12 protein-coding genes and 1 pseudogene are annotated in these 12,184 nt (G+C 75.3%); 3 read left to right on the top strand and 10 right to left on the bottom strand.

Annotation, left to right across the window (positions count from 1 at the left end; genetic code table 11):
• Positions 1-13: 13 nt before the first annotated feature.
• The 4 genes and pseudogenes from H1D33_RS28450 to tsaB all read right to left on the bottom strand — a co-directional run bounded on the left by H1D33_RS28450 (position 14) and on the right by tsaB (position 2,454).
• On the bottom strand, positions 14-268 hold the full coding sequence (locus H1D33_RS28450; RefSeq protein ID WP_181570278.1) for a hypothetical protein: 255 nt from the start codon (positions 266-268) through the stop codon (positions 14-16).
• Positions 265-1,331 (bottom strand): annotated as a pseudogene (gene tsaD, locus H1D33_RS28445) (tRNA (adenosine(37)-N6)-threonylcarbamoyltransferase complex transferase subunit TsaD). Before tsaD ends, H1D33_RS28450 begins: the two are co-directional and overlap by 4 nt.
• Positions 1,332-1,336: 5 nt before the next feature.
• Complete coding sequence (rimI, locus tag H1D33_RS28440) at positions 1,337-1,780, bottom strand: ribosomal protein S18-alanine N-acetyltransferase (protein WP_181570280.1); 444 nt, start codon at positions 1,778-1,780, stop codon at positions 1,337-1,339.
• Positions 1,777-2,454 (bottom strand): tRNA (adenosine(37)-N6)-threonylcarbamoyltransferase complex dimerization subunit type 1 TsaB, encoded by a 678-nt coding sequence (tsaB, locus tag H1D33_RS28435; RefSeq protein WP_181570281.1) that lies wholly within the window; start codon positions 2,452-2,454, stop codon positions 1,777-1,779. Before tsaB ends, rimI begins: the two co-directional genes overlap by 4 nt.
• A gap of 161 nt (positions 2,455-2,615) precedes the next feature.
• Here tsaB and H1D33_RS28430 point away from each other — a divergent pair, with 161 nt between their 5' ends.
• Positions 2,616-2,891 carry a helix-turn-helix transcriptional regulator gene (locus tag H1D33_RS28430; RefSeq protein ID WP_246411818.1) on the top strand — a complete coding sequence of 92 codons (276 nt, stop codon included), beginning with the start codon at positions 2,616-2,618 and terminating at the stop codon, positions 2,889-2,891.
• Here the strand turns inward: H1D33_RS28430 and ung are convergent.
• The 5 genes from ung to H1D33_RS28405 form a co-directional block, all read right to left on the bottom strand.
• Positions 2,880-3,581, bottom strand: coding sequence for a uracil-DNA glycosylase (ung, locus tag H1D33_RS28425; RefSeq protein WP_181570282.1), 702 nt, complete (start codon positions 3,579-3,581; stop codon positions 2,880-2,882). The genes H1D33_RS28430 and ung overlap by 12 nt on opposite strands.
• 53 nt (positions 3,582-3,634) lie before the next feature.
• A complete protein-coding gene (gene tsaE / locus H1D33_RS28420; RefSeq protein WP_181570283.1) occupies positions 3,635-4,117 on the bottom strand; it encodes a tRNA (adenosine(37)-N6)-threonylcarbamoyltransferase complex ATPase subunit type 1 TsaE in 483 nt (160 codons plus the stop codon).
• The gene (locus tag H1D33_RS28415) at positions 4,114-5,205 is read right to left on the bottom strand and encodes an alpha/beta fold hydrolase (RefSeq protein ID WP_181570284.1); all 1,092 of its coding nucleotides are present in this window, start codon (positions 5,203-5,205) and stop codon (positions 4,114-4,116) included. Before H1D33_RS28415 ends, tsaE begins: the two co-directional genes overlap by 4 nt.
• On the bottom strand, positions 5,202-6,320 hold the full coding sequence (gene alr, locus H1D33_RS28410; protein WP_181570285.1) for an alanine racemase: 1,119 nt from the start codon (positions 6,318-6,320) through the stop codon (positions 5,202-5,204). Before alr ends, H1D33_RS28415 begins: the two co-directional genes overlap by 4 nt.
• 72 nt (positions 6,321-6,392) lie before the next feature.
• Positions 6,393-7,862, bottom strand: coding sequence for an NAD(P)H-hydrate dehydratase (locus H1D33_RS28405; protein ID WP_181570286.1), 1,470 nt, complete (start codon positions 7,860-7,862; stop codon positions 6,393-6,395).
• A 209-nt stretch (positions 7,863-8,071) separates the two neighbouring features.
• Between H1D33_RS28405 and H1D33_RS28400 the strand changes: the two genes are divergently transcribed.
• Both H1D33_RS28400 and H1D33_RS28395 read left to right on the top strand, forming a co-directional pair.
• Positions 8,072-8,371 carry a hypothetical protein gene (locus tag H1D33_RS28400; protein ID WP_181570287.1) on the top strand — a complete coding sequence of 100 codons (300 nt, stop codon included), beginning with the start codon at positions 8,072-8,074 and terminating at the stop codon, positions 8,369-8,371.
• The gene (locus H1D33_RS28395; protein WP_181570288.1) at positions 8,368-9,996 is read left to right on the top strand and encodes an alpha/beta hydrolase; all 1,629 of its coding nucleotides are present in this window, start codon (positions 8,368-8,370) and stop codon (positions 9,994-9,996) included. Before H1D33_RS28400 ends, H1D33_RS28395 begins: the two co-directional genes overlap by 4 nt.
• A gap of 65 nt (positions 9,997-10,061) precedes the next feature.
• Here H1D33_RS28395 and glmS read toward each other — a convergent pair whose 3' ends face one another.
• Positions 10,062-11,975 (bottom strand): glutamine--fructose-6-phosphate transaminase (isomerizing), encoded by a 1,914-nt coding sequence (glmS, locus tag H1D33_RS28390; RefSeq protein WP_181570289.1) that lies wholly within the window; start codon positions 11,973-11,975, stop codon positions 10,062-10,064.
• Positions 11,976-12,184: the final 209 nt, after the last annotated feature.

Below are 12,184 nucleotides of genomic sequence, written 5' to 3'. Positions count from 1 at the left end.
CCCGGGGGCAGCCCTAGCGGTCGACCTCGGTGAAGTCCCAGCTGTGCGGCGGGCGGGCGACCAGCCGCATGGGCGGCTCGGGGAGGTCGCGCGGATTGTTCCGCCACTTGGAGATGACCACCAGGCGGTGGTCGGTGGAGGAGAACACCTCGCTGGCCACGTGCATCGGGTCGTGCTCGAACTCGGGCAGCGCGGTCTCGCAGACCCAGGTGATCAGGTCGGCGAAGCCGTACGGCTCGGCCTTCGCCTCCCACATCCGGACGATCATGTCGGTTCCTCCCCGGTCAGACGCTGACCACGGTCAGCGGCATCGCGGAGTCGGCCGGCAGGTCCAGCCGGCTCGGGGCGACCCCCGCGGCGACCAGGTGCGAACCGAGCGCCGCCACCATCGCGCCGTTGTCCGTGCAGAGCTTCGGCCGGGGCGTACGCACCCGGACGCCGTGCCTGGCGGCCCGCTGCTCGGCCATCGCCCGCAGTCGGGAGTTGGCCGCCACCCCGCCACCGATCACCAGCGTGTCGATCCCGCTGGTGCGGCAGGCGTCCAGCGCCTTGCCGACCAGCACGTCGCAGACCGCCTCCTGGAAGGACGCCGCCACGTCGGCCACCGGCACCGGCTCGCCGACCCGCTGCCGCGCCTCCACCCAGCGGGCCACCGCGGTCTTCAGGCCGGAGAAGGAGAAGTCGTACCGGTGCGCGGCCAGGTCCTTCGCGGCGGTCAGGCCGCGCGGGAACACGATCGACGCCGGGTCGCCGGCCCGCGCCTCCCGGTCGATGTACGGCCCGCCGGGGAACGGCAGCCCGAGCAGCCGGGCCACCTTGTCGAACGCCTCCCCGGCCGCGTCGTCGATGGTGGCGCCGAGCGGGACGACGCCCCGGGCCAGGTCGTCGACGCGCAGCAGCGAGGAGTGCCCGCCGGAGACCAGCAGCGCGATCGCCGGCTCGGGCAGCGGACCGTGCTCCAGCGTGTCCACGGCCACGTGCGCGGCGAGGTGGTTCACCCCGTACACCGGTTTCTCCGCGGCCACCGCGTACCCCTTGGCGGCGGCGACGCCGACGAGCAGCGCGCCGGCCAGGCCCGGCCCGGAGGTCACCGCGATGGCGTCGACGTCGGCGATGGTGACGCCGGCCTCCCGCAGCGCCCGGTCCATCGTCGGCACGATCGCCTCCAGGTGGGCCCGGCTGGCCACCTCGGGCACCACGCCGCCGAACCGGGCGTGTTCCTCGACGCTGGAGGCCAGCGCGTCGGCGAGCAGCGTGTGCCCGCGCACGATGCCCACGCCGGTCTCGTCGCAGGAGGTCTCGATGCCGAGGATCAGTGGTTCGTCAGCCATGCCCGTCAGTCCTCGTTGCGCTGCATGACCAGCGCGTCGGTGTTGCTCGGTTGGTAGTAGCCCCGCCGCACCCCGATCGGCTCGAAGCCGTAGGTGGCGTAGAGCCGCTGCGCCGGGGCGTTGTCCGCGGCGACCTCCAGCAGCGTGCTGCGGACGCCCCGCCGGGCCGCCTCGGCGAGCAGCGCCTCCAGCAGCAGGCGGCCGACGCCTCGACGCTGGGCGTCCCGGCGCACCGCGACGTTCTGCACCCACGCCTCGTCGGGCGGGGCGACGGCCAGCCCGGCGTAGCCGGCCACGCTGCCGTCGTCGTCGGTGGCGACCAGGTAGAAGTGCCCGTTGGCGAGTTCGTTCCAGAACATGCCCGGGGTCCACTGCTCGGCGCCGAACAGGTCCGCCTCGATGGGCAGCACCTCCTCGACGTGCCACCAGCGGAACCGGCCCAGCCTCATCGCAGGACCGGCTTGTGGCCGGTGGCCGCGACCGCGTCCGGGCGGCGCAGGTAGAGCGGGGTGAGCGGCTCACCGGGCCCACCCGCGCGGATCCGCGGCGCGGCGAGACCGGCCAGCACCAGCGGGTCCGGGTAGCGCGGCTCGTCCCGCACCGGCAGCCCGAGCACGTCGGCGTACCGGTGTGCGCCGTCGCCCACCGCGGCGGTGACCGCCAGCTCGCGGGCCCGCTCGGCGACGACCGCCGGGGCCGCCACGTCCGGCCCGGCGACGCGCCGGCCGGCGCCGTCGTGGACGGCCCAGTAGATCTCGCGACGCCGCGCGTCGCTCGCCACCAGCACCGACCCGCCGTCACCCGACGGTTGGCCGAGGCCGTCCAGCGAGCAGACGCCGTACGTCGGGACGCCGAGCACCTGACCCATGGTGGCGGCGGTGACCAGGCCGACCCGCAGCCCGGTGAACGGGCCGGGGCCGAGCCCGGCGACGATCGCGGCCAGGTCGCCGGGGCGCGCGCCGACGTCGGCGAGCACGGCGTCGACCTGCGGCGCGAGCAACTCGCCGTGGGCCCGGGCGTCGACCGTGCACCGGGACGCGCGGAGCGCGACGCCGTCCGCCGAGACCTCGACCAGCGCCGCGGTCACCGCGGGCGTCGAGGAGTCCACCACCAGTACGAGCACGGTGAACCAGCCTAGCCGCCGCCTGCGGCGCCCCTCCCACCCCATGCCCTCACGCTGGGTAGCACTCCCGATACGAGGCATCACTTTCGAGCGATATGCCTCTCGGTCATATTCATGACTCAGCGGCATATCGCCCGCGAGTGGACTGCCATTCTGCGGGGATGACGGAGAGTCGCCTGGTCCGGCAGTTCGCCCACACCCTGCGGCACGAACGCGAACGGGCCGGACTCACCCAGCAGGCGCTGGCCGCCCGCGCCGGGCTGAGCCAGGCCGCCGTCGCCCGCATCGAGCGAGGCGACCGGCTGCCCAGCCTGACCACCGCGGAGCGCCTGCTCACCGCGCTCGACCGCCAGCTCCGGATCGAGGTCGAGCCGTTGGACGACCACCTGGACGCAGCCCTCGACACGACGGCCGGAACCGGCGGGTCAGCCGGCTGAGCGGGACCAGTCGACCGGTGGGAGGCCCGCGTCGGCCAGCGCCTTGTCGGCCGCGCTGAACGGCCGGCTGCCGAGGAAGCCCTTCGGGTTCATCGGGCTGGGGTGCCCGGCCTCCAGCACCACGTGCCGCGGATTGGTGACCAGCGCCGCCTTCTTGCGCGCGTAGCCGCCCCAGAGCAGGAAGACCACCCGCTGGTCGAGCGCGTCGAGCGCCTTGATGGTGGCGTCGGTGAACTCCTCCCAGCCCCGGTTGGCGTGCGAGCCGGGCGTGGCCTGGCGGACCGTGAGCACCGAGTTGAGCAGCAGCACGCCCTGGGCCGCCCAACCGTCCAGGTTGCCGCTGCGCGGCTTCGGCACGCCCAGATCCGCCTCCAACTCCTTGAAGACGTTGCGCAGCGACGGCGGCACCGACACGCCCTCGCGCACGCTGAAGCTCAACCCGTGCGCCTGCCCGGCCTTGTGGTAGGGATCCTGCCCGAGGATGAGCACCCGCGTCTCCGCCGGCCCGCACAGCCGGTAGGCGGAGAACAGGTCCGCCAGCGGCGGGAAGACCGTGGCGGTCGCGTATTCCCCGGCGACGAACTCGGCCAGCGCCGCGGTGCGGGCCGGGTCGAGGTGCGGGGTCAGCGCCTCCCGCCACGGCTCGGGCAGGAGGGCCAGCAGGTCGAGGGCGGGGGCGTCGTCGGGCATCGGCAACCTTTCGCAGTCGTCCCCGGGACTCTAGGCAGCGGGTACGACAGCGCTCAGTCGAGGGTGGCCAGCCGGGCCGCCCAGTCGCCGCCGACCGGTTCCAGCGTCACCACCCGGGTGTCGTCGTCCCGCCGGTCGATGCGTACCCGCAGGTGGGCGTCGACCAACTGCTCGACCATCCCCTCGCCCCACTCCACCACGGTGACCGCCTCGTCCACCGAGGCGTCCAGGTCGAGGTCGTCGATCTCGGCCCGCGGGTCGGCGGACTCCCCCAGGCGGTACGCGTCGGCGTGCACCAGCGTCACCCGGCCGCCCCGCGCCGGATCCGGTCGGTGCACCCGGGCGATGACGAAGGTCGGCGAGGTGATGGCGCCGCGTACGCCGAGACCGGCGCCGACGCCCTGGGTCAACGCGGTCTTGCCCGCGCCCAGCGGGCCGCTGAGCAGCAGCAGGTCCCCGGCGCGCAGCACGCCGGCCAGCCGCCGGCCGAACCCGTGGGTGTCGTCGACGGTCTTCAACTCCACCACCACGGTCACCCGGTCACCGACTCCAGGAACCGCTCCAGCGCCGCGTTGACCTCGTCGGCGTGCTCCAGCATCACCACGTGCCCGCTGTCGTGGATCTTCACGAACTCGGCCTCCGGCAGCCGCCGGACGATCTCCTCCGAGTGGGTCACCGGCGTGATCATGTCCTTGTCCCCCACGATCACCAGCACCGGCGTGCCGGCCAGCGCGGCGAGCGCCGGGAACCGGGAGTGGGTGGCCAGCGTCCGCAGGTAGCGGGTGACCGTGTCGGCCGAGGTGCGGGAGTTCATCATCTCCACGTACGACACCAGGGCCGGGCTGGGCTTCGGGGTGCCGAAGCCGTACCTGCGGGTGAGCAGCCAGGCCACGTTCGAGGTCGACTTGCGAGCCTTGTCGATCACCGTGCCGCCGTACCGGGTGGCGTTGCTCATCATGTAGAGCACCGGCGCGCCGACCCGGCCGAGCAGGGCGGGCGCCACCAGCTTCGTCTCCGCCGCCAGGCCGCCCGAGGTGGCCATCAGTACGGTGCCGACCACCCGGTCGCCGAACAGCTCCGGATACAACTCGGCCAGCGCCATGATCGTCATGCCGCCCATCGAGTGCCCGACCAGCACCAGCGGCCCCTCCGGGGCCACCTCGTCGAGCACCCGGCGCAACGTGCGGCCCAGCGCGGTCAGGTCGTACTCGCCGGTCTCCAGCCGGCCGGACCGGCCGTGCCCCGGCTGGTCGTACGCCACCACCCGGTAGTCGCCCCGCTCGGCGAGCATCCGGCGCTGGAAGTGGAACGTCCCCATGTCCAGGCAGAAGCCGTGCACCAGCACCACGGTCGGATGCCCGGGGACCGGCCGGGTCGGCTCGACCACCTCCACGTGGATGTCGGTGCCGTCCGGCATCTCCAGCAGGTACGCCTCGTCGTAGCGCTGCTGGCCGAAGACCTCGTGGGCGTACCGGTCGGCGGGGTCGTTCTTGAGCCGGCGGACCAGCACCCGCTCGCTGACCACGCCCGCCGCGAGCCCGGCGGCGGCCACCCCGACGGCGGCGCCGACCAGCCCGGCGACCTTGCCGGCGGCACCCCGTGGACGCGGCACCCGGGGACTCATGCCCGCTCGCCGTCGTAGACGCGCGGCACCCGCACGCCGCCGAACCGGGTGACGATCTCGTAGTTGATGGTGCCGACCGCCTCCGCCCAGTCGTCGGCGGTGGGCTCGCCGTCCGCGCCGCTGCCGAACAGCGTCGCCACGTCACCGGCGGCCACCTCGTCGTCGCCGCAGTCGACCACGAACTGGTCCATGCAGACGCGGCCGGAGATGGTCCGCCGCTCACCGGCGAGCAGCACCGGGCCGGTGTTCGAGGCGTGCCGGGGCACCCCGTCGGCGTAGCCGAGCGGCACCACGGCCAGGTTGCTCTCGGCGTCGGTGAGGTAGGTGTGGCCGTAGGAGACGCCGGTGCCGGCCGGGACCCGCTTGGTCAGCATCACCCGGGCCCGGGCGGTCATCGCCGGGCGCAGCCCGAACCGCTCACCCTCGATCGGTGACAGCCCGTAGACCGCGATCCCGGGACGGACCAGGTCGAAGTGGGTGTCCGGCCGGGTCAGCGTGGCCGCCGAGTTGGCCAGGTGCCGGTACCGGGGCCGCAGGCCGGCCCGTGTCACCATCTCCAGCCCCTCGTGGAAGATCGCGAGCTGGCGGTCCGTCGTGGGGTGGCCGGGTGAGTCCGCGTACACGAAGTGGCTCCACACGCCGACCACCTCGACCAGGCCGTCGGCCTGGGCCTTCGCGGCGGCCTCCAACAGCGCCGGCCAGTCGGCGACCGTGGCGCCGCCCCGGGACAGCCCGGTGTCGATCTTGAGGTGCAGCCGGGCTGGACGACCCGCCCGGCGGCTCGCCTCGATCATCTCGTCGAGCTGGGTCAGGCTGGCGCAGCCGAGGTCGACCCCGACCGTGATCCCGTCGTGCAGCGGCAGGCCCGGATCGAGCAGCCACGCCAGCACCGGGGCGGTGATCCCCTCCTGGCGCAGCCGGAGCGCCTCGTCGAGGGTGCAGACGCCGAGCTGGTCCGCCCCGGCGTCGAGCGCCGCGCGGGCCGCCGGCACCATGCCGTGCCCGTAACCGTCGGCCTTCACCACCGCCATCAGCTCGGCGCTGGTGCCGGCCTTGAGCCGGGCCACGTTCTCCCGGATCGCGTCGAGATCGACACGCACCTCCGACTGCCACATGCCCCCAGCCTACTTCCGCGGGTGATCATCGTGGCCGTGAGCGCCCGGCCCGCCCCGCCGGCCGGGCCCGGATCAGCCCAGACGGGCCAGCACCGGACGCAACGCGGCGGCCACGTCGGGCGCGGTCACCGGACCGCCGCGCGCCGCCTCCCGCCCGGCCAACCCGTGCAGGTACGCCGCCGCGGCGGCCGCCCGCTCCGGAGCCAGCCCGGCGGCGAGCAGCGAGCCGAGCAGCCCGGCCAGCACGTCGCCGGTGCCCCCGGTGGCCAGCGCCGGGGTGCCGGTCGGGTTGACGTAGGCCCGGCCGTCGGGCGTGCCGACGATCGTCCGGTCGCCCTTGAGCAGCACCACCGCGTTCATCCAGGCGGCCAGCCGCAGCGCCGCGGCGACCCGGTCCTCGCCCGGCGTCTCGCCGCAGAGCCGGGCGAACTCCCGGTCGTGCGGGGTCACCACGATCGGGGCGTCGCGCCCGCGCAGCCGGTCGGCGAGCTTGCCGTCGACCAGCAGCGTCAGCGCGTCGGCGTCGAGCACCACCGGCACCGGCGCGGCCAGCACCGCGCGCAGCTCGGCGGCGGACTCGTCACCGGTGCCCAGCCCCGAGCCGCACACCCAGGCCTGCACCCGGCCGGCGTCCGCGACCCGCCCGGTGGCGATCACCGACGGATGCTGGTGCACCACCTCGGCCCGCGCGCCGCCGGCGTAGCGCACCAGGCCGGTGGGGCCGGCCAGCGCGCCGCCGACCGAGAGCACCGCGGCGCCCGGGTAGGTCGCCGAACCGGTGGCCACCCCGACCACGCCCCGGGAGTATTTCTCCGACGAGGCGCCGAGCGCCGGCCACCAGTCGACCAGGTCGGACCACTCGGTCACGCGCAGCGCCGGCGAGCCGCGCAACCACGGCGTGAGCCCGATGTCGACCAGGTCGACCTGCCCGGCCAGCTCGGCGGCCGGGCCGACCACCAGGGCCGGCTTGAGCGCGCCGAAGGCCACCGTCACGTCGGCCCGGACCGCGCCGGGCCGCCCGGCCTCGGTCAGCGGGACGTGGCCGGTGTCCACCGCGACGCCACTGGGCACGTCCACCGCGACCACGGTGGCCCGGGCGCCGTCGCGGCCGAGGCGACCGGCCAGGCTCGCGGCGAGCTGGTCGGCGGTCTCCCGCAACCCGCCGGTGCCGCCGATGCCCACGATGCCGTCGAGCACCAGGTCGACCACGCCGGCCGGCCGCTCGACCACCCGCCCGCCGGCGGCGCGCAGCGCGGCCAGACCCTCGGCGTGCGCCCGCCCGGGGGTGAGGAGCAGGGCGTCGACGGCCGCGCCCCGGCCGGCCAGGCGGGCGGCCGCGTAGAGGGCGTCGCCGCCGTTGTCGCCGGAGCCGACCAGCACCAGCACGCGGGCGCCGTAGACGCCGCCCCGGTCGGCCAGCAGCAGCGCGCACCGGCGGGCCAGCCCGGCCGCGGCCCGTTGCATCAGCGCCCCGGGCGGCAGGGTGGCCATCAGCCCTGCCTCCGCCGCGCGCACGTCCGCGACCCGCCACACCGGTCTCATGCCATCCCGCCCCGTTCGCCGCCGCCGGCCGGATCGGCCACGATCACCACCTCACCCTACCGGCGCGCCGGCTCCCGGGCCGGCCACCGACCGCGCCTGTGGACAACCGGCGACGTTGTCCACAGGGGCCCACGCGGACGGTTCCGCCGCCCCTAACGTCCCCGCTGTCCGGGACCGGCCGGTGGGGCCGGCGGGGTGGGGAGGTCGTGATGGTCGAGGAGCCGTTCGCCGTCGATCCGGAGCTGCTGCGCGCGGTGGCCCGGGAGCTGGCCGACGACGCGTACCGGCTGGCCCACGGACCGGGCGGGGCGCCCGGCCCGGTGGGGCCGCCGCCGGACGGGTGGCGGGCCGGTGCGGCGCTGGACGAGCTGGAGGCCGCGGTGCGGCGCTGGTCCGGCGCGCTCGCGGGCCGGGTGGCGGCCACCGCCGAGGCGCTGCGCAGCGGCGCGGAGGGCTACGAGGCGGTGGACGAGCGGGCCGCCCGCCGCCTCGCCGGGACCACGCGATGACCGGCGGCGGGCGGTCGCGGCCGACCGCCGCCGGCCCGGTCGGCTACGCGCAGCTCTGGCGGGCCGATCCGGGGGCCTGGCTCGCCACCGGCGCGGCCTGGCGCGGGCTCGCCGACCCGGTGCGCCGGCGGGCCGACGGGCTGAGCGCCCACGCCGGCGCGCTCCGGCCGGGGTGGTCCGGCACCGCCTCGACGGCCGCCCGGCGGCGGATCGGCGAGCTGCGCGCCGCGCTCACCGACGTGCTGCCCGCCCTGTTCGAGGTGGACCAGACGCTCGCCGAGTTCGCCGCCCGGGTGGGCGTGGCGAAGGCCCGGCTCGGCGCCGAGGTGACCCGGGCCGAGACCGGCGGCCTGGCGGTGGACCGCACCGGGGCGGTCCGGGCCGACCCGACTCGACCCGCCGACCGGGCCGGCCCGGCGGTGGTCCGGGCACAGGCCGGGATCCGTGGCGCGCTGGCGCTGGCCGGCGCGGCGGACCGCGAGGCGGCCGGCCGGCTCGGCGAGCTGGCCACGGCGGCGCTGACCGGCTGGGTCAGCGTTCCGCCCGCCCGGCGTCCGGGACCCGGCGCCGGGCCGGCCGAGGTGAGCCGTTGGTGGGCCGGGCTGAGCCCGGCCGAGCGGCGGTGGCTGGTCGGGCACGAGCCGGGCCGCGTCGGTCGGCTCGACGGCGTGCCGGCGGGCGCCCGCGACCAGGCCAACCGGCTGCTGCTCGCCGACCGGCGGGAGGAGTTGCTGGCCCGTCGGTCGGCGCTGCGGCACCCGCTGCCGGCCGGCCCGCTGGAGGTGACCCGGCGCGCCCGGCTGGCCCGGGTGGAGGCGGCGCTGCGCGGCCTTGACGGGTTGGGCGAGCGGCTCGCCGCGACCGGCGCGCCGCGGGCATACCTGCTGGGGTTCGACCCCGGCGGGGACGGGCGGGCGGTGGTGGCGCTGGGCAACCCGGACCGGTCCGGCGCGGTGCTGACCTACGTGCCCGGCATGACCGCCGATCTCGCCGACGCGCCCGCCGAGCTGGGCCGGGCCGCGCGGGTGCTGGCGCGGTGCGCGGCGATCGGGCCAGGCGAGGAGACCGCGGCGGTGCTCTGGCTCGACTACGACGCGCCGGACTTCCTCCCCGAGGCGACCGGGGCCCGGCAGGCCGAGGACGCCGGGCCGGCCCTGCACCGGTTCCAGGAGGGGCTGCGGGCCACCCACGAGGGGCCGCCGGCCCGGCAGACGGTGCTCGGGCACAGCTACGGCTCGCTGGTGGTGGGCACCGCCGCCCGGGACCACGGGCTGGGCGCCGACGCGCTGGTCTTCGTCGGGTCACCCGGGGTCGGCGTCGACCACGCCACCGAGCTGCGGATGCCGGCCGGACAGGTCTGGGCGTCGACCGCGCCGGACGACGTGATCCGGCTGGCCCGCGATCCGGACGAGCTGGCCCGCCGCACCGTGCTGGCCGGTACGCCGCTCGGCCCGGCGCTGGCCGTGCTGGATCCGCACGCCGACCGGCTCTGGTTCGGCGCGGACCCGAGCACGCCCGGCTTCGGCGGGCGGCGCTTCCCGAGCGCGCGGCGCGGCCACGCCGGTTACTGGGACGCGGACAACCCGGCGCTGGACGGGATGGCCCGGATCGTGCTGGGCCGGTGAGCCGCCGGGAGACGACCACGGCCCCCTCCGTGCTGCGGTGGAGGGGGCCGTGGCGCGGGTCGGGGCTACTCGACGGTGACCGACTTGGCGAGGTTCCGCGGCTGGTCGACGTCGTGCCCGCGGGCCGCGGCGATCTCGGCGGCGAGCACCTGGAGCGGCACGGTGGTCACCAGCGGCGCCAGCAGCGTCGGCGTACGCGGCACGTAGATCAGGTGGTCGGCGTAGCGGACCACCGCCTCGTCGCCCTCCTCCGCGATCACGATGGTGCGGGCGCCGCGGGCGCGCACCTCCTGGATGTTGGAGACGACCTTGTCGTGCAGCATGCCCCGGCCCACCGGCGACGGCACGATGCAGATCACCGGCGTGCCCTTGTCGATCAGCGAGATCGGGCCGTGCTTCAGTTCGCCGGCGGCGAAGCCCTCGGCGTGCATGTACGCCAGCTCCTTGAGCTTCAGCGCGCCCTCCAGCGCCACCGGGTAGCCCACGTGCCGGCCGATGAACAGCACGGTCGGCTCGGACTTCAGCTCACGGCCGAGCTCGCGGACCGGCTCGATCCGGTCCAGCAGCTCGCGCAGCTTGGCCGGCATCTCCTGGAGCTGGGACACCACCGCGCCCACCTCGTCGGCGAACTTGATGCCGCGCACCTGGGCCAGGTGCAGGCCGATCAGATAGCAGGCGACGACCTGGGTGAGGAACGCCTTGGTGGAGGCGACCGCGATCTCCGGGCCGCCGTGGGTGTAGAGCACCGCGTCGGACTCGCGCGGGATGGTCGAGCCGTTGGTGTTGCAGATGGCCAGCACGCGGGCCTTCTGCTCCTTGGCGTGCCGCAGCGCCATCAGCGTGTCCATGGTCTCGCCGGACTGCGAGATCACCACGATCAGGGTGGACCGGTCGAGCACCGGGTCGCGGTAGCGGAACTCGCTGGCCAGCTCCACCTCGCAGGGGATCCGGGTCCAGTGCTCGATGGCGTACTTGGCGACCAGCCCGGCGTGGTAGGAGGTGCCGCAGGCGACGATGAAGATCTTGTCGACGTCGCGCAGGTCCTGCTCGCTGAGGCGGACCTCGTCGAGCGCGATCTCGCCGCTCTCGGTGAGCCGGCCGAGCAGCGTGTCGGCGATGGCCTGCGGCTGCTCCTCGATCTCCTTGAGCATGAACCAGTCGTAGCCACCCTTCTCGGCGGCCGACGAGTCCCAGTCGATGTGGAAGTCCTTGCCGCTCGCGGGCTGGCCGGCGAAGTCGGTGATCTCGATGCTGTCCGGCGTGATCAGGACGATCTGGTCCTGGCCCAGCTCGACGGCGTCCCGGGTGTGCTCGATGAACGCGGCCACGTCGCTGGCGAGGTAGTTCTCGCCGTCGCCCCGGCCCACCACCAGCGGCGAGTTGCGCCGGGCGCCGACCACCGCGCCGGGGATGGCGGCGTCCACCGCGAGCAACGTGAACGCGCCTTCGAGCCGCTCGCAGACGACCCGCATCGCGGAGGCGAGCAGCTTCGGGCTGTCGGCCTCACCGGCGGAGCGCAGGTCGGCCAGCGCGCGGGCGATCAGGTGGGCGGCGCACTCGGTGTCGGTGTCGGAGGCGAACTCGACGCCCTCGTTCTCCAGCTCGGTGCGCAGCTTCGCGAAGTTCTCGATGATGCCGTTGTGGATCACCGCGACCCGGCCGTCCGGGGAGAGGTGCGGGTGGGCGTTGCGGTCGGTCGGGCCGCCGTGCGTGGCCCAACGGGTGTGGCCGATGCCGGTGGTGCCGTCGCCGATGCCGATCGGGCTGGCGGCGCAGTCCTCGGGGTTGTCGGCGGCCCGCTCGGAGAGCACCTTCTCCAGGTTGGCCAGCTTGCCGGCCTTCTTCTCGATCAGCAGTTCGTCGTCGCAGACGACGGCCACGCCGGCCGAGTCGTAGCCGCGGTATTCCAGCCGCCGAAGTCCGTCGAGCACGATGCCGAGCGCCGGGCGCGCACCGGCGTAACCCACGATTCCACACATGGTCCGCAGCCTAGCCCAGTTTCGCTCATCGCGCGTGCGCGGAAGGCCGGTTTACGATCACCGGCCATGAGCGAACCGGTCGCCCCAGCTCACCCACCGGACAAAACACGCACCCCCCGCGCACGCCCCTACCCGACACCCACCACCAATCGGGATCACCCATCCACATCGCGAGAACCTCGGAGATCTTGGTACGAAAGTGCCCCTCC

It is taken from the genome of Micromonospora ferruginea (assembly GCF_013694245.2).
GTDB classification, from domain to species: Bacteria; Actinomycetota; Actinomycetes; order Mycobacteriales; family Micromonosporaceae; genus Micromonospora; species Micromonospora robiginosa.
Note: the sequence above shows the minus strand (reverse complement) of the source record. Positions and strands in the feature narration are given on the sequence as shown.